The organism is Kitasatospora sp. NPDC057940 (genome assembly GCF_042887425.1).
Taxonomy (GTDB): domain Bacteria; phylum Actinomycetota; class Actinomycetes; order Streptomycetales; family Streptomycetaceae; genus Kitasatospora.
The window spans coordinates 508,139-528,478 of the sequence record NZ_JBHVPH010000001.1; the positions used below are offsets into that span (position 1 = coordinate 508,139).

General features: G+C 73.3%; 15 protein-coding genes. 5 read left to right on the top strand and 10 right to left on the bottom strand.

All coding sequences use genetic code 11. The annotated features are described in order from the left end of the window. Nucleotides 1–219: 219 nt before the first annotated feature. Together ACFVTF_RS02320 and ACFVTF_RS02325 are read right to left on the bottom strand one after the other, a co-directional pair. Nucleotides 220–1,623: a glutamate-cysteine ligase family protein gene (locus ACFVTF_RS02320; protein ID WP_387807917.1), complete on the bottom strand. Its 1,404-nt coding sequence runs from the start codon at nt 1,621–1,623 to the stop codon at nt 220–222. Further along, nucleotides 1,620–3,158, bottom strand: a complete 1,539-nt coding sequence (locus ACFVTF_RS02325; RefSeq protein WP_387807919.1) for a flavin monoamine oxidase family protein — start codon at nt 3,156–3,158, stop codon at nt 1,620–1,622. Before ACFVTF_RS02325 ends, ACFVTF_RS02320 begins: the two co-directional genes overlap by 4 nt. A 147-nt stretch (nt 3,159–3,305) precedes the next feature. On the opposite strand from ACFVTF_RS02325, the gene nth reads away from it, so the two are divergent. From nth to ACFVTF_RS02345, 4 genes are all read left to right on the top strand, one after another. After that, the gene (gene nth, locus ACFVTF_RS02330; RefSeq protein ID WP_350881979.1) at nt 3,306–4,178 is read left to right on the top strand and encodes an endonuclease III; all 873 of its coding nucleotides are present in this window, start codon (nt 3,306–3,308) and stop codon (nt 4,176–4,178) included. Next, complete coding sequence (locus ACFVTF_RS02335; protein WP_387807923.1) at nt 4,175–4,942, top strand: NUDIX hydrolase; 768 nt, start codon at nt 4,175–4,177, stop codon at nt 4,940–4,942. Before nth ends, ACFVTF_RS02335 begins: the two co-directional genes overlap by 4 nt. A 46-nt stretch (nt 4,943–4,988) precedes the next feature. Next, nucleotides 4,989–6,173 (top strand): MarP family serine protease, encoded by a 1,185-nt coding sequence (locus ACFVTF_RS02340; RefSeq protein ID WP_371518073.1) that lies wholly within the window; start codon nt 4,989–4,991, stop codon nt 6,171–6,173. A gap of 150 nt (nt 6,174–6,323) precedes the next feature. Continuing rightward, nucleotides 6,324–7,025 carry a metal-dependent hydrolase gene (locus ACFVTF_RS02345; protein WP_371518075.1) on the top strand — a complete coding sequence of 234 codons (702 nt, stop codon included), beginning with the start codon at nt 6,324–6,326 and terminating at the stop codon, nt 7,023–7,025. Between the two features lie 88 nt (nt 7,026–7,113). Here the strand turns inward: ACFVTF_RS02345 and ACFVTF_RS02350 are convergent, their stop codons facing one another. The 7 genes from ACFVTF_RS02350 to ACFVTF_RS02380 all read right to left on the bottom strand — a co-directional run bounded on the left by ACFVTF_RS02350 (nt 7,114) and on the right by ACFVTF_RS02380 (nt 17,191). Continuing rightward, on the bottom strand, nt 7,114–7,323 hold the full coding sequence (locus ACFVTF_RS02350; protein WP_063348672.1) for a hypothetical protein: 210 nt from the start codon (nt 7,321–7,323) through the stop codon (nt 7,114–7,116). 144 nt (nt 7,324–7,467) lie between these two features. Further along, nucleotides 7,468–8,487: an alpha/beta fold hydrolase gene (locus ACFVTF_RS02355; RefSeq protein ID WP_371518078.1), complete on the bottom strand. Its 1,020-nt coding sequence runs from the start codon at nt 8,485–8,487 to the stop codon at nt 7,468–7,470. 95 nt (nt 8,488–8,582) lie between these two features. After that, a complete protein-coding gene (locus tag ACFVTF_RS02360; RefSeq protein ID WP_063348673.1) occupies nt 8,583–9,059 on the bottom strand; it encodes a phage holin family protein in 477 nt (158 codons plus the stop codon). Nucleotides 9,060–9,246: 187 nt separating this feature from the next. Next, the gene (gene nhaA / locus ACFVTF_RS02365; RefSeq protein ID WP_387807929.1) at nt 9,247–10,623 is read right to left on the bottom strand and encodes a Na+/H+ antiporter NhaA; all 1,377 of its coding nucleotides are present in this window, start codon (nt 10,621–10,623) and stop codon (nt 9,247–9,249) included. Between the two features lie 441 nt (nt 10,624–11,064). Then, nucleotides 11,065–13,020, bottom strand: coding sequence for an acetate--CoA ligase (gene acs, locus ACFVTF_RS02370; protein WP_371518084.1), 1,956 nt, complete (start codon nt 13,018–13,020; stop codon nt 11,065–11,067). A gap of 242 nt (nt 13,021–13,262) precedes the next feature. After that, complete coding sequence (locus ACFVTF_RS02375) at nt 13,263–15,716, bottom strand: SulP family inorganic anion transporter (RefSeq protein ID WP_387807932.1); 2,454 nt, start codon at nt 15,714–15,716, stop codon at nt 13,263–13,265. A gap of 473 nt (nt 15,717–16,189) precedes the next feature. After that, nucleotides 16,190–17,191, bottom strand: coding sequence for an ATP-binding protein (locus ACFVTF_RS02380; protein WP_387807935.1), 1,002 nt, complete (start codon nt 17,189–17,191; stop codon nt 16,190–16,192). A 218-nt stretch (nt 17,192–17,409) separates the two neighbouring features. On the opposite strand from ACFVTF_RS02380, the gene ACFVTF_RS02385 reads away from it, so the two are divergent. After that, on the top strand, nt 17,410–18,300 hold the full coding sequence (locus ACFVTF_RS02385; RefSeq protein ID WP_387807938.1) for an oxidoreductase: 891 nt from the start codon (nt 17,410–17,412) through the stop codon (nt 18,298–18,300). Between the two features lie 429 nt (nt 18,301–18,729). Here ACFVTF_RS02385 and ACFVTF_RS02390 read toward each other — a convergent pair whose 3' ends face one another. Beyond that, on the bottom strand, nt 18,730–19,629 hold the full coding sequence (locus ACFVTF_RS02390; RefSeq protein ID WP_387807941.1) for an HAD family hydrolase: 900 nt from the start codon (nt 19,627–19,629) through the stop codon (nt 18,730–18,732). Between the last annotated feature and the right edge of the window lie 711 nt (nt 19,630–20,340).

Sequence of the window (20,340 nt, forward strand, 5' to 3'; positions counted from 1 at the left end):
GCGGGCCCCGGGGGGGGGGGGGTGGTGCGCGCTTTCGTTCGGGCTCTCCCGTTCGCCGGGGGGGGGGGGGGGGGGGGCGCCCCCCCGGCCGGGGCGGCGGCCGGCCGGCCGCCGCCGGTCACGCTAACCCGCGACGGTTCGGGCGAGGAAGGCCCTTCGACCGAAGAACTCCACCGCGCCCGAGCGGCCGTGCCGGGCGGCCGTGTCGGGCGCGGGGCGTCAGACGCGGAAGGCCGCGACGTAGCGGCGGGGGTCGCGGCGGAGGTCGGTTTCCCAGCGGGCCGTGCACTGCTCCGCGAAGGTCTGCCCGGTGCGCAGCACCTCGTCGAGCGGGTCGAGGTAGTCCAGCACCTTCGGCTGTTCCAGGCCGGCGCGGACCCGGGCCCGCAGGCCCGCCCGGGCGAGCCGGACGAGTTCCGCCGCGAGTTCGCGGACCCGCTCGCCGCCGAGCATGGTGTCCAGGCCGTCGGCGGGGAGCGCGGCCTTCGCCGCGCGGTGCTCCGCCACGCCGTGGTGGCGCAGCAGTTCCCAGGCCGCCGTCCGCGACGGGGGGTGGTAGGCGAGCCCCGCCCACAGCGCCGGCACGGCCGGGATGTGCGGGTACGGCGGGCCGTCCCCGGCCCGAAGTTCCAGGGTCCGGCGGACCCTGACGTCCGTCCAGATCTGCGACATGTGGGAGACCCAGTGGTCGAAGGTCGGCATGCTGCAGTCGTCGAAGCCCTGCCGGAGGATCTCGGCGAACGGCCGGTCGGGGGCGAGCCGGTACCGTCCGTCCGGGCCGCGGTAGTAGATCATCGGGATCCCCAGCGCCCAGTCGATGACGTCGTCGGCGTTCACGTCGGGCCGCAGCGCGGGCGGCAGGACGCCGCAGCGGCGCGGGTCCATCCGCAGCCAGTTCTGCGACCTGTGCGAGAGCAGCCCGTTCGACCGGCCGCCCTGCAGCGGCGAGTTGACGAGGAGTGCGGCGACCACCGGGGACGCGGCGGTCAGCATCCGCAGCTTCTGGGTGAAGTCCTCGTCGGACAGGTAGTCCAGGTGCACCTGGGTGGACAGCGACATCGACATGATCTTCGGGGCCCCGCTGCCGGCCTCGCCGATCCGGTCGAAGAAGTCGCGCATGACGGCGCCGCGGAGCATCGGCACCCAGGAGACGGTGTCGAGCCGGTCGAAGGGGAGGTTGCCGCCGGGCAGGAGGGCCAGGCCGAAGCGCCCGACGAGTTCCGCGAGGCGCTCCATCGTGGCCCGCATGTCGTCCACGGCCGTGGCCAGGTCGGCGGCCGGGGCGGAGGAGTACTCGACCTGGCCGCCGTGTTCGAGCGTGATCTGGGCGGTGTCCGCCAGGCCCACGCCGGTCAGTCGGCCGTTGTCGCGCCGGTCCGTGCCGCCCCATTCGGCGAGGACGGCCTCCAGGACGGCCCGGACGCCGTTCCTTCCCTCGTAGGGGGCGGCCCGCCCGGTCTCCGGGTCGACGATGCCGTTCTCGATCTCCAGCCCGATCCGCTCGGTCGCGGCCGCCGCCGGGGCGAGCAGCGGTCCGAGGTCGTCGCGGTGCAGCGCCGCCCCCGTCGCCGGGCCGCCGCTCTCCTCGCCGGTTCGGCGCCGGGGCGCCGGTGCCGCGCTCACCCGGTCCGCAGCCGGGCGGTGTCGTCGGCGTGCCGCCCCCGGTCGATCAGCCGGCCGACCACGGCCAGGGCCGACTGGGCGGCGCCCTGCATCCAGGCGTGCGCTCCGGACAGGTGCTCCCCGGCGAAGAAGATCCTCGGGTCGTCGGTCGGGTGCGGGGCGCCGAGCCCGGTCAGGTACCGGGTGTGCTCGCCGGGCGCGAGGTGGGCGAAGGCGCCGCCGCCCATGCCGACCTGGTCGTCCCAGTTCCAGTGCACGATGTCGTCCGCGTCGCGGAGGATGCCGGGGTGCAGCCGTTCCAGGCACTTCAGGACCAGCAGGTCGCGGTCGGCCGGCGGCAGGGTGGTGAGGCGGCGGGCGTTGGCCCCCCACAGGTAGGCGCCGACGAGCACCGCGGGCTCGTGGGAGCGCTGCGGGTCCCGGGCGGCCCAGCGCCGCCGGCCGACGGTGCTCCCGTTGGTCCGGCCGTCGACGGGCCGGGCGTTGTCCGACGGGTACCAGCACTGCTGGATCGGCATGTCGGTGAAGCTGCCGCCGCCGAAGATCCGGTCGTCCAGTTCCCAGCCGCGCCGCTTGGTGTGGACGAGCGTCTTCGTGCTGCTGGCGTAGCTGATGCCGCGGATCGCGTGGCGCTGGTGGTGGGGCAGGCCGGGCCGGAAGCTGATCTGGTCGAGGGCGGGGACGGGGACGCAGCAGACGACGAAGTCGACGTCCTCGGTGATCGTGCCGCCGAGGCGCCGCCCGTGCACCCGGACGCCCCGGCGGGTCAGCGAGAGTTCGTCGATCTGGGTGGACAGCTGGAGGGTCCTCGGCCGCAGCCGGCGCACGAACGCGTGCACCAGGCGGTCGGTGCCGTCGACCAGTTCCACCTGGCCCGCGTGGAACAGGCCGAAGTAGTCGACGAGGACCTCCAGCAGGGAGGACTGCTCGTAGTGGACCAGGCCGCTGGCGTGGCCGAGGAGGTCCCAGGCGTCCTGCGACAGGTGCTCGTGGACGTACTGCCACAGCGACACCGAGACGAGCCGGTCGAGCGCCGGGTCGTCCCAGTGGCCGTCCAGCACCCGCCGACGCTGGTCGGGGGTGAGCGTCTCCCAGGCGGCCGTCAGCAGCCGGTCCAGGATCCGTACCGGGTCCTGCTTCTCGGCGGCGCGCAGCGCGTACGCCGGGTGCAGCGCGTGCACCTCCTGGACGCGGGCGCGACGGCCGCGCAGGTGGTAGTAGGCGTCCGGGTTGAAGTTGACGAACGGCCTGGTCCGCAGGCCGAACTGGGACACGTAGTGGAGGACGCAGTGGTGGTTCCCGGGGATGCGCATGGCGCCCAGGTCGGCGTGCGTGCCGTCCCAGAAGCGGTGCGTGCGCACCCGTCCGCCGGGTTGGTTGGACCGCTCGTACAGGACGATGCCGAAGCCCCGGCGCTGGAGCTCGTAGGCGGCGACGAGGCCCGCCACCCCGGCCCCGATCACCGCGACGCGTCCGGTGGCACCGGTCACCGGGCGCAGCAGGCTGCTGGGAAAGGCGAAGCTCTCGTCGAACATGGGCACCTCGCGTCGTCGTAGCACTCAGCCTGGGGCAGCCCGCCGTCGCGAGCCACCAGACCGCGCCCATCCGAAGGCGGGTCCGCGGCTCCCGCGGGCTCCGGTGATCCGCTGCCCGCCGTCGGCCGTTCGGCGTAGCCTTCGTGCATGGCAGAGAGCAAGGTCCGGGCGGCGGCACCGAAGGCGAAGGCCGTGCCGGGGGTGAAGCCGGGGAAGCCGGAGTCGCACCTGGCGATGGTGCGGCGGGCGCGGCGGATCAACCGCGAGTTGACGGAGCTGTACCCGTACGCGCATCCGGAGTTGGACTTCGAGAACCCGTTCCAGCTGCTGGTGGCGACCGTGCTGTCGGCGCAGACGACGGACCTGCGGGTGAACCAGACGACGCCGGCGCTGTTCGCGAAGTACCCGACGCCGGAGGACATGGCGGCCGCGAACCCGGAGGAGCTGGAGGAGGTCATCCGCCCGACCGGGTTCTTCCGGAACAAGGCGAAGTCGCTGATCGGCCTCTCGATCGCCCTGCGCGACGACTTCGGCGGCGAGGTCCCGGGCCGCCTGGACGACCTGGTGACGCTGCCGGGCGTGGGCCGGAAGACCGCCAACGTGGTCCTCGGCAACGCCTTCGGGGTGCCCGGGATCACCGTGGACACGCATTTCGGGCGGCTGGCCCGGCGGTTCGGCTGGACGGCCGAGGAGGACCCGGTGAAGGTCGAGGCGGCCGTCGCCGAGATCTTCCCGAAGTCGGAGTGGACGATGCTGTCGCACCGGGTGGTCTTCCACGGCCGCCGGATCTGCCACTCCCGCAAGCCCGCCTGCGGCGCCTGCCCGGTCGCGCCGCTCTGCCCGTCGTACGGGGAGGGCGAGACCGACCCGGAGAAGGCGCGCAAGCTGCTCAAGTACGAGCTGGGCGGGCAGCCCGGGCAGCGGCTGAGGCCGCCGGGGGACTTCCCCGGGGAGGCCGCCGCCCGGGCCGACGCCGCCGAGCACCAGGGGCGGATCGCGGACCTGGCGGTGGGCGAGTGACCCGCGAGGCACGGCGGACGCCGGAGCCGTCGGCGGTGCGGGTGGTCGAGGCGGACGGCCTGCCGGCCTGGCTGGAGCCGGTGCGGGAGGCGGCCGAGCGGGTGCTGCCGGAGCAGCTGAGCCGCTTCCTGCCGCCGGTGGAGGGCGGCCGGGCGGCGGCGGTGCTGATGCTGTTCGGCGAGGGCCCGGACGGGCCGGACCTGCTGCTGATCGAGCGGGCCCGTTCGCTGCGCTCGCACGCCGGGCAGCCGTCCTTCCCGGGCGGCGCGCTGGATCCGGAGGACGGTGACCCGGACGGCCCGGGCCCGGTCGCGGCGGCGCTGCGCGAGGCCTGGGAGGAGACCGGGCTGGACCCGGCCGGGGTGCAGGTGTTCGCGGTGCTGCCGGCGCTGTACATCCCGGTCAGCCGGTTCGTGGTGACGCCGGTGCTGGGCTGGTGGCGCGAGGAGTCGCCGGTGCGGCCGGTGGACCAGGGCGAGACCGGCGCGGTGTTCCGGGTGCCGGTCGCCGATCTGGCCGACCCGGCGAACCGGGTGCGGCTGCGCCACCCGTCCGGGCACGTGGGGCCGGCCTTCGCGGTGGCCGGGCGGCTGGTCTGGGGGTTCACGGCCGGGGTGATCGACCGGGTGCTGCACCACGGCGGGCTGGAGCTGCCCTGGGACCCGTCCCGGATCGTCGACCTCTCGGACGAGGCGCTGGCCCTGGTGCAGGGCGATCTCGACCACTCCCGGACGCTGCCCGGCGGCGACGCCGGTCCCACGTGAGGGGCCGTCTGCACGGCCGGGCCGCGGGCCGTGGGAGGGTGTCCGGGTGAACGTCCTGGATGTGCTGCTGATCGCCGCTGCCGTGGCATTCGCCGTGTCGGGCTACCGGCAGGGCTTCGTCGTGGGTGTCCTGTCCCTGGTCGGCTTCCTGGGCGGCGGCCTGCTGGCCGTCCAACTGCTGCCGCTGCTGCTCGACCACCTCAGCCCGGGCACCACGGCCTCGGTGGTGGCCGTGGTGGTGGTGATCGTGTGCGCCGCGATCGGCCAGGCGGTCACCGCGCACTTCGGCTGGAAGCTCCGGGGCCACATCGGCCGCCGTCCGGCGCGGGTGCTGGACGCGACCGGCGGCGCGGCCGTGAACGTGGTCTCGATGCTGCTGGTGGCCTGGCTGATCGGCTCGGCGCTGGCCGGGGCGTCGCTGCCGACGGTGTCCAAGCAGGTCCGTTCCTCGGCGATCCTCGGCGGCGTGCAGAACGCGCTGCCCGACGACGCGCCGAACTGGTTCTCGGACTTCTCCAAGGTGCTGGCCCGCAACGGCTTCCCGCAGGTCTTCAACCCCTTCGAGCACGAGCCGATCACCCAGGTCGACACCCCCGACCCGGCGCTGGCCGGCAGCCCGGCGGTGGCGCGGGCCAAGCAGAGCCTGGTCAAGGTGGTCGGCACCGCCACCTCCTGCAGCAAGACCCTGGAGGGCAGCGGTTTCGTCTTCGCCCCGCACCGGGTGATGACCAACGCCCACGTGGTCGGCGGGGTCGACGAGCCGACCGTGCAGATCGGCGGGGTCGGCCAGCTGTACGACGCGACGGTGGTCCGCTACGACTGGCAGCGCGACATCGCCGTCCTGGACGTCCCCAAGCTGAACGCGCCCCCGTTGTCGTTCGCGGGCGAGGCGAGGACCAACGACAGCGCGATCGTGGCGGGCTTCCCGGAGAACGGGGCCTTCAACGTCCAGCCGGCCCGTATCCGCGGCCGGATCCAGGCCAACGGCCCGGACATCTACCACCGCGGCCAGGTGGTCCGCGACGTCTACTCGGTCCGCTCGCTGGTCCGCCAGGGCAACAGCGGCGGCCCGCTGCTCACCCCGGACGGCCAGGTCTACGGCGTGGTGTTCGCCAAGTCGCTGGACAGCGCCGACACCGGGTACGTGCTGACCGCGGCCGAGGTGCGGGAGGACGCGGAGAAGGGCGGCAGCGCGAGTGCCCGGGTGGACACCCAGGGCTGCGCGCTCTGACCGGGCCCCGGGGCGGTCCGACGCGCCGGATCCGACGATCCGATATCCGTCGCACCGTCAGTCCGCCCTGGTAGCCTCTGCCGCGCTCACCCGTTCGGCTCAACCGGGCGCCGTCCCGGAGTGAGTCTTACGGGAGGTCGTGGTAGTCCGATGATGGGTCACTCGCACGCGGTCAGTGGGGCGATGCTGTACGCCGCCTCCGCACCGTTCCTGCCCCCGCTGCTGCTGCACACCACGCTGCAGCCGGCGGACATACTGATGGGCACGGTGCTGTGCGCGGGGGCGGCCCTGCTGCCGGACCTCGACCACCACGACGGCTCGATCGCCAACTTCCTGGGGCCGATCTCCAAGGCGCTCTGCCGCTTCGTGGCCTGGGCCTCCGGCGGGCACCGGCACGCCACCCACTCGCTGCTGTTCGTCGCGCTGATGGGCGCCGGCACCTGGGCGGGCGTCACCTACCTGGGCCGCAACTTCACCCTGGTGCTGACGTTCTTCCTGATCGCGCTCGCGATCCGGGCGCTGCGGCTCTGCCCGCCGGGGGACGGCCCGGAGAGCTGGATCACCATCATCGGGCTGTCCGCGCTCGGCACCTTCGGGATGAACACCTGGATGCCGAACTCGCCGGGCTGGCTGCCGTACGCGGTGGCGCTGGGCACCCTGGCGCACCTGCTGGGCGACTGCCTGACCAAGAAGGGCGCGCCGCTGCTCTGGCCGCACAAGGAGCGCTACGAGGTGGTGCTGATCAAGCGCAGCGGCAACAACGTCGAGACCAAGGTGCTGGTGCCGATCATGTCGGTGGCGACCTTCGTCCTGCTCTGGTTCACCGCGGTGTCGCCGACACTCGTGAACTGACCGGCCGAACCGGCGCTCGTGAACTGACCGGCCGAACCGGCGGCCGGGGCCGGCCCGCCGGACCGGCCCGATGACGCGGCGCGAGGCCTCAGGTCTCGCGCCGCAGCCGTGCGCCGACCCAGCGGGCGCGCCGGCCGAGGATGCGGGGGATGCCGAGCTGCCGCTGCGCCGGGCGTGGACGGCGGTCGGGGCCGTCGTAGCCGAGGTCGTCCGCCCAGTCGGGGCGGTGGGCGGAGCGTTGGGAGCTGTTGTGGCGTCGGGCGCGCGGGGCGCCGCCGCGATCGGGCATCCAGGTCATACCGGAATGGATGCCCCTGGGCCGGTGGGGGTAACCACCGGGCACGCGTCGAAATTGGCCTATGCGGTTGTCATATGTGCGTCAGATCAAGGGAGTTGGGACCAAGGGCCCTTCCCGCCCGGCCCCTTCGCCGCTCCTGCGCCGTCACTCCTTGTGACGGCCGACCCAGTCCAGCAGCTCCGCGGTGAACTGCTCCGGGGCCTCCTCGTGCGGGAAGTGCCCGACCCCCGGCATCAGCCGCCAGCGGTACGGCGCCGCCACGTATTCGCCGCCGCCCAGCGCGGTGTGCGACAGCAGCACCGGGTCCGCCGCGCCCTGGACGTGCAGGGTCGGCGCCGTGATCGGCTTCTTCATCCGCCGGGCGAACTGGATGCCGTCCGGGCGCGCCATCGAGCGCAGCAGCCAGCGGTACGGCTCGATCGAGCAGTGCGCCGTGCTGGGGATCTGGATGGCCTGCCGGTACGCGTGCACCGCCTCCTCGTCCAGCCGGTTCGGACCGGCCCAGGCGTCCAGGTAGCGGCCGACCAGCGCGGCGTCGTCGGCCACCAGACGGCGTTCCGGTATCCACGGCCGCTGGAAGCCCAGCACGTGCTCGAAGGCGGCCGCCTGGCGGCGGTCGGTCAGCAGGGCCCGGCGCAGGTCCCGGGGGTGTGCGGCGGAGACCACGGTGAGGCTCTGGATCACCGACGGACGCATCACCGCCGCCACCCAGGCCAGCGTGCCGCCGGCGGCGTGCCCGACCAGGTGCGCCCGGCGTTCGCCAAGCGAGCGGATCACGCCGGTGATGTCCAGGGCGAGGTTGCCCGGGTCGTACCCGCGCGGGGTGCGGTCGCTGCCGCCGATGCCCCGCAGGTCGAGCGCCACCGCCCGGTAGCCGGCCTCGGCGAGCGCGGTCAGCTGGTGGCGCCAGGCCCACCAGTACTCGGGCCAGCCGTGCACCAGCAGCACCAGCGGGCCCGAGCCCAGCTCGGCGATGTGGAACCGGGCGCCGTTGGCCGCGAGGTCGCGGTGCGTCCACGGGCCGCTCTGCCGGACGCTCCAGGCCTCGGCGCCGCCGTCGGGGGCGGTGCCGGGGGTCTCCTCGGCGGGCTCCCCCCCGGGTGCCAGGTCGGGTCCGGAGTCGGCGGACGGCTGCGCGGGCACGGGCTTCTGGTCAAGCGGCATACCGAGAGCGTGTCACATCCGTGCGCCGGACGGCGCCCGGTACTCGCTCCGGGCGGGTCCGGGCGGGCGGCTGTGCACCGCCCCCGGAAGGACCGTTACGGGATGCGGCCCAGGGCCCGGTCGATCTCCTCCTTGGTGGCCGGGCGCGGCCGGGCGTTCTTCAGCACGTCGGCGGTCTTCTGGGCGCCCTCGATGGTGCGGTGCGGCTTCTCGATCCGCTTGAACGAGCGCCAGGCCATCAGCCCGAGCAGCACCGCGAGCAGCAGGTAGGCGCCGGCCACGATGAGGAACGACCAGCCGAGCGACAGGCCCAGCGCGTGGATGCCGAAGGCCGCCGCGGCGCTCAGCATCGGGACGGCGGCCAGCGCCACCACGGCGGCGACGCCCAGCGAGACGCCCCCGGAGACGCCGCGCTTGACGTCCGCCCGGATCTCGGCCTTGGCGAGCGCGATCTCGTCGTGGACCAGTGCGGACAGGTCGGCGGTGGCCGCCGCGAACAGCTGCCCCACCGAACGCTCGCCCTCGTAGGGCGCCCGGCCGTTGCTGGACGGGTCTGCGGCTCCTGCGGGCATCAGCGGTTCTCCTCTGCGGCTGTGCGGCGTGACGCCGCCGCGTGGTGCGGTTCGGGGGGCCGGAGGGGCCCGGAGGCGTCAGTGGACTGTCGACAGCTCAGAATCATGCCCCTACCGGTCAGTCGCACACCACTCCGGGGCCCCGCCGGGGGGACGTGTCCGGGCGCTGCCGGGCCGCCGGCGGGCCTCAGCGGGGCGTCTGAGGCCCCTCGCCGTCGGGTCGCGGGGCGAGCTCGGCGGCCCGGGCCCGCCAGGCCGGGTCGTCCTCCTGGTAGATGTCCGGGACGCCGTCGCCGTCCACGTCCCGGTCCTCCTCCTCGCACAGCGCGCGGTAGTGCCGGTTGCGGAGCTTGAGCAGCACGGTGGCCACCGTCGCGCAGAGCAGCGAGCCGACCAGGACGGCCGTCTTGGAGAGGTCGGCGAGGGCCAGGTCGTCGCGGAACGCCAGTTCGCTGATCAGCAGCGAGACGGTGAAGCCGATGCCCGCGAGCACCGAGACCGCGAACATGTCGGCCCACTTGAGCTTCGGGTTCAGTTCGGCCCGGGTGAACCGGGCGGCCAGCCAGGTGCCGCCGAATATGCCCACCGTCTTGCCGACCAGCAGGCCGATCACGATGCCGAGCGGCGTGGCCTGGGTGAACACCTCGCGCAGCGTCGGGCCGGAGATCGTCACCCCGGCGGCGAACAGCGCGAACACCGGGACGGCCAGACCGGCCGAGAGCGGACGGACCAGGTGCTCGATGTGCTCGCCGGGGGAGTGCTGCTCGTCGCCCTCCCGGTGGCAGCGCAGCATCAGGCCCATCGCGACGCCCGCGACCGTGGCGTGGATGCCGCTCTCGTGCATCAGCGCCCAGTTCACGACGGCCAGCGGCACGAACAGGTACCAGCCGTGCACCCCGCGCCGGTGCAGGAACCAGAACAGCACCAGGCCGGCGAAGGCCAGGCCGAGCGCCCAGAACTTGATGCCGGAGCTGTAGAAGACCGCGATGATCAGGATCGCGATCAGGTCGTCCACCACGGCGAGGGTGAGCAGGAAGGCGCGCAGGGCGGACGGCAGGTGGCTGCCGACCACGGCCAGCACGCCGAGTGCGAAGGCGATGTCGGTGGCGGTCGGGATGGCCCAACCGCTGGGGTGACCGCCGCTGCCCGAGTTGACGAGGGCGAACAGGATCGCCGGCAGCGCGACCCCGCAGACGGCGGCCACCACCGGGAGCACCGCGGCGCTCGGGGTGCGCAGCTCGCCCGCGACGAACTCGCGCTTGAGCTCGATCCCGGCCACGAAGAAGAAGATCGTCAGCAGGCCGTCCTTGGCCCAGTTGCCGAGGGTGAGGTCGAGGTGCAGCGGGGCGGACGGCCCGACGGTGTAGTCGAGGACGCTCTCGTACGCGTGCGGCCAGACGTTGGCCCAGACCAGTGCGACCACGGCGGCGAGCAGCAGCAGGACGCCGCCGACCGTCTCGGTGCGCAGGGCGTCGGTGATGAACGTCCGCTCGGGCAGGGACAGCCGGCCGAGCAGCTGCCGGCGGCGGGTCGTCGGCTCTTGGACGGGCGGCTGGTCGGTCACGTGGACCTCCTGAGGGGCTGGGAGCGGCAACGGATGCACGTGTGGTGCAGTTGCCGACCAGACTTCCCGGCGCGCCCTGTGACGCTCGGATTCCCGTTCAGGGATCTTGATGCGTCGTTAACAGTCTAGGGGATCGTTCGGGTGACATCCGGATTGTCCTATTCAAGGACTTAAGCCCTGCGGGTTGGTTCTGCACTCCGGAGGAGCAGTGGCACGGCACCCGAATGGCCTAGGCCGCTCGCAGACGGGTGAACGCGGCCCTGTCGTCCTTGGCGTCGGTCGCAGGCGCCGCCCGGCCCCGGCCGCCCCGCCGGCGCACCCAGGCGGCGCACCCCGCCGACACACCCCGGCGGCCGACCGGAAGCGGGCTTCGGACTCGCGGCATGGCTGTGCCCCGGGCGGTGACCACCGCCCGGGGCACGTTTCACCGTGTCGGTCGGCTCAGCCGTTGCCACCGGCCGGCGGCAGCTGGGCCTGGATCTGGCTCATCACCGTGCTGTCGGCGAGGGTGGTGGTGTCACCGACCTCGCGGCCCTCGGCGATGTCGCGCAGCAGACGGCGCATGATCTTGCCGGAGCGGGTCTTCGGCAGCTCGCCGACCACCTTGACCTGCTTCGGCTTGGCGATCGGGCCGAGCGTGCGGCCGACGTGCGCGCGCAGCTCCTCGACCAGCTCCGGGCTCTCGGTGGCGCCGCCGCGCAGGATCACGAAGGCGACGATGGCCTGGCCGGTGGTGGCGTCCGCGGCGCCGACCACGGCGGACTCGGCCACCGACGGGTGGCCGACCAGGGCCGACTCGACCTCGGTGGTGGAGATGTTGTGGCCCGAGACGAGCATGACGTCGTCGACCCGGCCGAGCAGCCAGATGTCGCCGTCCTCGTCCTTCTTGGCGCCGTCACCGGCGAAGTAGCGGCCCGCGAAGCGCGACCAGTAGGTGTCGATGTAGCGCTGGTCGTCGCCCCAGATGGTGCGCAGCATGGACGGCCACGGCTCGGTGAGCACCAGGTAGCCGCCGGAGCCGTTCGGGACCTCGTTGGCCTCGTCGTCGACCACGGTGGCCGCGATGCCCGGCAGGGCGCGCTGGGCCGAACCCGGCTTGGTCTCGGTGACGCCCGGCAGCGGGCTGATCATCATGGCGCCGGTCTCGGTCTGCCACCAGGTGTCCACGATCGGGGTCTTGCCGGCGCCGATGTGCTCGCGGTACCAGATCCAGGCCTCGGGGTTGATCGGCTCGCCGACGCTGCCCAGCACCCGCAGCGAGGACAGGTCGAACTTCGCGGGGATGTCGTCGCCCCACTTCATGAAGGTGCGGATCGCGGTCGGCGCGGTGTAGAGGATCGTCACGCCGTACTTCTGGACGATCTCCCAGAACCGGCCCTGGTGCGGGGTGTCCGGGGTGCCCTCGTAGATGACCTGGGTGGCGCCGTTGGAGAGCGGGCCGTAGACGATGTACGAGTGTCCGGTGACCCAGCCGATGTCGGCGGTGCACCAGTAGACGTCGGTCTCCGGCTTGAGGTCGAAGACCGCGTGGTGGGTGTAGCTGGCCTGGGTGAGGTAGCCGCCCGAGGTGTGCAGGATGCCCTTGGGCTTACCGGTGGTGCCCGAGGTGTAGAGGATGAACAGCGGGTGCTCGGCGTCGTGCGCCTCGGGGGCGTGCTCGGTGGACTGGCGCGCGGTGATCTCGTGCCACCAGACGTCACGGCCCTCGGTCCAGGAGATGTCCTGCCCGGTGCGGCGGATCACCAGGACGTGCTCGACGCCGTCGACCTTGGTGAGCGCCTCGTCGATGGCCGGCTTGAGCGCGGACGGCTTGCCGCGGCGGTAGCCGCCGTCGGCGGTGATGACGAGCTTGGCCTGGGCGTCCTCGATGCGGGAGGCGACGGCGTCGGCGGAGAAGCCGCCGAAGACCACCGAGTGGGTGGCGCCGATCCGGGCACAGGCGAGCATCGCGACGACCGCCTCGGCGATCATCGGCAGGTAGACCGCGACCCGGTCGCCCTTGCGGACTCCGAGCTCCAGCAGCGCGTTGGCGGCCTGCGAGACCTCGTCCTTGAGCTGGGCGTAGGTGATCGAGCGGCTGTCGCCGGGCTCGCCCTCGAAGTGGATCGCGACCCGGTCGCCGAGGCCGGCCTCGACGTGGCGGTCGACGCAGTTGTAGGCCACGTTGAGCTTGCCGTCGGCGAACCACTTGGCGAAGGGCGGGTTGGACCAGTCCAGGGTCTCGGTCGGCTCGACGGCCCAGCTGAGGCGGCGGGCCTGCTCGGCCCAGAAGCCCAGGCGGTCCTCGGAGGCCTGCGCGTACGCGGCCGCGGTGACGTTGGCGGCGGCGGCGAGCTCTGCCGGCGGGGCGAATCGACGCTCCTCCTTGAGCAGGTTGGCCAGGCTCTCGTTGCTCAACGCGCACTCCTCATCGAGTCATGATCGGAGACGATCCCGTGCGTGGGGATTGTCCCGTGTGTCCCAGCGCACAGCTCACCAGGCGAATGGGGCACTTGACAAGAGCCTCCGGGTAATTGGTGTAGACCTTTGACCGGCAGTCGAACGGACCATCGTACGGCGCACCGCTTCTGGGCGGTGTGCCGTACGACGGCCGGAGGGCCCGCGCCCCGGCCCGCCCGGCGGGGACACGGGCCCGGCTCTCAGGCGGCCAGCCAGGGGCCGTCCTCGGTGCCGTTGGCGGGAACCCGGCCATCCTCATTCACCCGTTCGGGCGTGTCGCCCGCCGGAGGCCCGGTCGGCGGCGCCTCCGGCGCGGCCCGGCCGGGCGTGGTTCCGGCCGCTGCCGTCCCGCTGCGCGCCTCGGTGTGCGCCTCGGTGTGCGCCTCGATCGGACTGAACGTCCCCGCGGCCCGGTCGAGCACGTAGGCCTGGGCGGTCGCGAAGTCGAAGTACATCCCGACCAGTCGCAGGGTGCCCGCCTCCACCCGGCGCTCCACGGCCGGGTTGGCCAGCAGCTGGTCCAACTGCTGGACCACGTTGGTGATGCAGAGCTGCTCCACCAGGTCCACCACCGGCCGCGCGTCGAACCCTGCGGGGACCCGGCGGAGCCGGTCCAGCGAGCCGCGGCCGTTGCGCAGCCAGCGGGCCAGCGGGGTGGGCGGCCCGGGGCGCTCGTGCACGCCGTCCAGCAGGGCCTTCATCGCGCCGCAGCCGGAGTGGCCGCAGACCGTGATCGAGCCGACCTCCAGCACCTCGACCGCGTACTGCACCGCGGCCGCCACCGAGTCGTCGGCCGCGCCGGGCTCGTACGGGGCCGGCACCAGATTGCCGACGTTGCGGACGGTGAACAGGTCCCCCGGGCCGCTGTTGGTGATCATGCTGGTGACCATCCGGGAGTCCGCGCAGGTCAGGAAGAGCTGGGAGGGCGTCTGCCCCTCCCGGGCCAGCCGGGCGAGTTCGGGCCGGATCAGCGGGGCGGTGTGCTGCTGGAACACCCGGACGCCGTCCAGCAGTCGGCCGTGCGGGTCCTCCTGCTGCTCGATGCAGTGGTGGCCGACCCAGGGCGTCCAGGCCCGGCAGCGGTGCGGACCGGGTGAACTGCCCGCCCGGACGGTGCCGTCGGGGTCGAGCACCTCGTCGTCCCTGCGGCGCGTCACCATCGAGACCCGGCCGCCCGCGGCCTGGTGGCCCGTCCGCCAACTGTGCAGCGTCTCGTACGCGGCGTGGTCCAGGAAGGAGCCGTCGTGGACCACGGTGACCTCGGCGCCGGAGGGGATCCCGGCCAGCGCCCGGCTCAGCCGGGGCACGGCGGTGAAGGTGAGCGGCCCGTGCGTCTGGACGGTGACCGCGCCGGCCGGGCCGGCCAGCACGTCCACGTGGGCGCGGGTCAGTCGGTAGAGCGCGAGCAGCACGGCGGTGCCGGCGCCCAGCGCGACGCCCCACAGCACGCCGAGCGCCACCACGGCGAGCACGGTGGTCAGGTAGACCGGGAACTCGCGGTGCCGGTGCACGTTGCGGATGTGCGCGAAGCTCACCATCTGCAGCCCGACCACCAGCACCAGCGCGGCCAGCGCGGCCAGCGGGATCCGGCGCAGCCCGCCGGTCAGCGCCAGTGCGGCGGCGAGCACCCAGACGCCGTGCAGCACCGAGGACCACCTGGTCTGGCCGCCGGCCCGCACGTTGGCGGTGCTGCGGACGGCGCCGCCGGCGACGGGCAGCCCGCCGACCAGCCCGCTGACGATGTTGGCCAGGCCCTGGCCGCGCAGTTCGCGGTCGAGGTCGCCGGTGCGGCGGGACATCCGGTCGATCGCGACGGCGGACAGCAGCGACTCCACGCTGGCGACGGCGGTGACGGTCAGGACGGCGGCCAGCACTCCGGCCGGCGGGCCGTGCGGCAGCGCGGGCACGAGGGAGTGCGGTTGCCAGGCGGGCAGCCCGATGTGGGCGAGCCGCAGGTCCAGGGCCAGGGCGAGCGCGGTCGCGGTGGCGACGGCGGCCAGCGGGCCCGGCACCTTGGCCAGCCTGGCGCCGAACTCGCCCGCGCGGCCGGGGAGTCGGCCGAGTCGGGGCCAGCCCAGCAGGACGGCGATGGTCACCGATCCGGCCAGCAGCGCGGGCGGGTGCGGCCCGGCCAACTGGCCCGGCAGCGCGAGGAGGTTGGCGATCGCGGAGCTCTGCGGGGAGCCGCCGAGGACGACGTGCAGCTGCGCGATGGCGATGGTGAGCCCGACGCCGGCCAGCATGCCGTGCACGATGGCGGGCGAGACGGCGAGCGCGGTCCGGGCCACCCGGCGCACGCCGAGCAGGAGTTGGAGCAGCCCGGCGGCCAGGGTGATGGCGCAGGTGGCCCGCCACCCGTACTGGACGATCAGTCCGGCGGTGATCACGGTCAGCGCGGCGGAGGGGCCGCTGACCTGGAGCGGGGTGCCGCCGAACAGTCCGACGACGATGCCCCCGACGGCCGCGGCGGCGAGGCCGGCGGTGAGCGGGGCGCCGGTGGCGAGCGCGATGCCGAGGGAGAACGGCACGGCGATCAGGAAGACCACCAGGGAGGCCGAGAGGTCCTGGGCCCAGCGGGCCTTGGTGCCGGGGCCCGGTGGCGCGTGGTCGGTGGTGTCGGAGGCGATGGGGGCGCTGGAGATGTCGAGGGTCATTGTCTTCCCGTCTGTCCGGGGGAACGAACGCAGTCAGGTCCGGCGGTGAGTCCGGGGTGGGGCTCCGGGGCGGATCGGCTGTCGTGGGTCGCGACGGTGTGGCGGGATGGCGTGGGCGCGGCGGGGAGTGCGGGTGTCACCGGCCGGACCTCGACCATCAGGGCCCGCCAGGGACCTGGGCGAGGTGCGGGACGTCTCGCCGAGGGCCGTCGGGACGGACCATCAAGACTCGGTAAACCGAGGGTAATGAAAGCTTTGCACAGCGTCATTCCGGGAGGGAAGGGGAAACCCCCCCGATTCACCCCATTGGGTGGTGTTCGAACCGCTGGGAATCTGCTGCCGGGGACGGGGACGGGGACGGAGCCGGGGGCGGCTGGGCGTTCGGTGGCGCCGGGTGGTCCGGACGTGCGGAACGGGCCGTGGCCCTCCCCGGGGAAGGGGGGAGGGCCACGGCCCGTTCGGGCGGGGCGGCGTCAGGCGCGCGCACCCGCCGGGGCGGGCCGCTCGCCGCCGACCCCGCCCAGTACGAAGGCCTCGTCCACCTGGGTCGCGAGGTCGACGCCGACCTTGGCGTTGGCCCAACTCTCCGCGTTGCGCACGTGGAAGAGCACGGCCTGCTCGGTGTAGCGGCGCACGTCCCGCTGCCCGTACGCGGCCTCGGCCTCGGCCCGCAGCTCCTCCAGGACGGCCCGGTTGGCCGGCTCCAGCGACTTCAGCGGAGGCTCGGCGCCCTGCTCCAGACGGCGCACCCAGTCCGAGTGCCCGAAGGTGGTGAGCAGGTCGTCGCCGACCTCCCGGCGCAGGAACGCCAGGTCGTCCGGGCCCTGCACCTTGTTGCCGATCACCCGCAGCCGGACGCCGAAGTCGCGGGCGTAGTCCTTGTACTGGCGGTAGACGGAGACGCCCTTGCGGGTCGGCTCGGCCACCAGGAAGGTCAGGTCGAAGCGGGTGAACAGGCCGGAGGCGAAGGAGTCCGAGCCCGCCGTCATGTCGGTGACCAGGTACTCGTCGGGGCCGTCCAGCAGGTGGTTGAGCAGCAGTTCCACCGCGCCGACCTTGGAGTGGTAGCAGGCCACCCCGAGGTCCTCCTCGGTGAAGGCGCCGGTCGCCAACAGCCGGACCGAGCCCTCGTCCAGGGCGATCGGGCGGGCGCAGGCGGCGTAGACCGGGTTCTCCTCGACGATCCGCAGCAGGCGCGAACCCCGGCCGGGCGGCGTGGTCTTGATCATCTCGTCGGCCGAGCGGATCAGCGGGTTGCTGCCGCGCAGGTACTCCTTGATCTCCGGCAGGTGCGCGCCGAGCGAGGGCAGCTCCGCGGCCTGGGCATCCGTCAGGCCAAGTGCCGGGCCCAGGTGTTGGTTGATGTCGGCGTCGACGGCGATGACCGGCCGGCCCGCGGCGGCCAGATGGCGGATGAACAGTGCGGACAGCGTGGTCTTCCCGCTGCCGCCCTTGCCGACGAAGGCGATCTTCATCTGGGACTCCGGCTCTCGCTCTGGGCCCGCGCTCGGGGCCACCTGCTCAGGGGCCGCACATGCCGAGGCGCCCTAAGTGGAAATAGTTATCGTCTCCGATAGTGGCCATGCTAGCCGGGGTTTGGGCCTCCTCGGCGGAGGGAAGTGAGGATTGCCTCTAACGGGTGATCCGGGGTTGCTGTTCCGGGAGGGGACGGCTGTTCATTACTCTCGGGTAGGTGAGCACTGGAACAGATCCCCTCGCCCCGCTGGCCCAGCTCCCCGGGGTGCCCGACGCCGTGGCCGAGGTCCGCAAGGCCGTCGACCGGCTCTACGGCCACCGGGTGATGCGCCGCCGCGCGGCCGAGGTCACCTCCGAGTCCGCGCTGCGCGGAGCCCGCGCGTCGGCGGCGCTGGCCGGGGCCGACTGGCCGCTGGAGGAGGTCCGGCGCCGCAGCGACTTCAGCGCCGACCCCGAGGCCCGGACGGTCGGCGCGGCCCTGCGGATCGCCGCCGAGGCCGGCCAGCTGCTCAGCATCTGGCGGCACTCGCCGCTCCAGGTGCTGGCCCGGCTGCACCTGCTCGCCGTCGGCGACGGCGAGCCGTCCGCCGGGCGGCCCCGCCGCGCGGGCGAAGGCGCCGAGGAGCTGTTCCCGCTGCGGCTCGAGCCGGTGGAGAGCGTCGAGGTCGTCCAGGTGGACGAGCCGCTGCCCGTGCTGCCGCCCGCCCCGGGGGTCGAGGAGGTCGCGGCCCGGCTCGACCAGCTCTCCCGGCTGCTGGTGGCGCGCGCCGAGGGCCAGGGCGTGGGGACGCCGGCCCTGGTGGTCGCCTCCGTGGTGCACGGCGAACTGCTCGCGCTGCGGCCGTTCGGTGCGCACAACGGCGTGATCGCGCGGGCCGCCCAGCGGATCGTGCTGCTCGCCGAGGGGCTCGACCCGAAGTCGATCTGCCCGGCCGAGGTCGGGCTGGCGGAACTCGGCACCGACGCCTACCGGCGGGCCCTGGCCGGCTACCTGGCGGGCACGTCCGAGGGGATGGCGGCCTGGATCGCGCACTGCGGGCGGGCGCTGCGGCTCGGGGTGCGGGAGAGCACGGCGGTCTGCGAGGCGATGCAGCGCGGGATGGTCTGAGCGGGCGGTGGCCGCGGGCGCGGCGGGGGCGCGGGCACTTCCGGCGCTTCCGACACGAAGATGCGGCGGCACCTGATCCTGCCTGGTGCCGCCGCTGGTGCAGATACCGGGTGACCATGCATGCACCGGAAGTGCTGATCAGACGGGGATCCTGCCCGTTCGTCTGGTCCAGCGGCCCGACAGCGGGTCGGCTGCATGTGGGTGCTCGGTTACCTGTACACGCGGTCCGTGGGGCCTTAACTGCGTTGTCGGTTTGACCTCTTCGGGTCCTGACCGGGTCTCGCGGGCCGTGCTTCATTTGTATCGCGTTTCGGGCGAAAGGGGAACCCGAAAAGTGAACTCTGTGCTGATTGTCTGATTTGCCTGCGTTGCGGGTCCTGTGGCGGGTGGCCCGTGGTCGCCCGCGTTGCGGGGCCTGCGGCGGGCGGTTCAGGCCTTCGGGCGGCGCCGGTGGGCCAGGTACCAGATGACCCCGGCGGTCACGGCCGCCGTCCCGATCGCCACGGCCGTCAGCACCGAGCCGCTCGGCGCGGAGAACTCCGGGAGCCGCCGCCGCAGTTCCACCGGCCGGTCGAAGACCAGCACCGGCCACTCCCGGGCCTGTGCCTCCTTCCGCAGCGCGCGGTCGGGGTTGACCGCCGACGGGTGGCCGACGGCCTCCAGCAGCGGAAGGTCGGTGGAGGAGTCGCTGTAGGCGTAGGACGCGGCCAGGTCGTAGCCCTCGGACTCGGCCAACTCCCGGATGGCGGCGGCCTTGTTCTCGGCGTAGGCGTAGTACTCGATCTCGCCGGTGTAGCAGCCGTCCTCGACCTTGAGCCGGGTGGCGATCACGTGGTCCGCGCCGAGCAGCGCGCCGATCGGCTCGACCACCTCGGAGCCCGAACTGCTGACGATCACCACGTCCCGACCGGCCGCGTGGTGCTGCTCGATCAGTGAGGCGGCCTCGTCGTAGATGATCGGGTCGATCAGGTTGTGCAGCGTCTCCGCGACGATCTCGCGGACCTGCTGGACGTTCCAGCCCCGGGTGAGCGAGGAGAGGTACTCGCGCATCTTCTCCATCTGGTCGTGGTCCGCGCCGCCGACCAGGAAGACGAACTGGGCGTACGCGCTGCGCAGTACGGCCCGACGGTTGATCAGACCGCCCTGGTAGAACGGGCGGCTGAAGGCCAGCGCGCTCGACTTGGCGATGATGGTCTTGTCCAGGTCGAAGAAGGCCGCCGTGCGCGGCCCGCCCGGCCCGGGGCGAACGGGTGAGCGGGTCTGCGCGGGCCCGGTGGCCTCGCCCGGGGACTCGTCGGCGTGGTCGTCGGCGTTCTCGGTGGTGTCCACGGGAACCGAGGATAGAGGGAGCCGCAAAACAGGCCGCCATTCGGTGTACCCGTGGGCGTGCGGGTTTGTGTTTCTGGCCGCTCGGGTACACCATGGAAGTCACGGATCGTTCGCGACCGTGCTAACCCGGTCCGGCTCCTCCCCCCCGAGTCGGGCTGTGGATAGACGACCCCCGCTCTCCCCCCCGGCGGGGGTCGTCGCACGTCCGGGGCCATTTTTAGGCCCTGAAGGCCCCTCGCGGAGAGCGCCGCGACCGCCCCGCCGACGGTGTACGGGGGGTGTCGACCCCCTGGTCCACTGACCACCTTTCGTCACTCTGTGTCGCTGTTTGCTCATGGCTGCCCGTGGCCCCTCGGCTGGTTCCGATCGGTGGGCAGGGCTGCCGCGGCGGGGTGCCCGAGGGGGCGGCCGGGAGGGTCCGTCGGGTGGCCGACGAGGGTGCGAGGGGCTTCCGGTTCACCTCCGTGATCCCCGATCGTCAATTCTTTGACGATTAATCCCTCGCCCGGGTGAACGTTTTCCTCCACAGCCCACGAGTTATCCACAGGTATTCGCATCGTGGATGACGGAATCCCGATCTCCCCCCACCGTGATGGTCGGCGGCGGTCGCCGGGCGGATCTCACCTCCCTCTCTCCCACGAGGTCTGCCGGGCGGCCGTTCGCCGGAACCGTCCGACGTGCGCCCCGGACCGCCCCTGGCGGCCGTCGGCG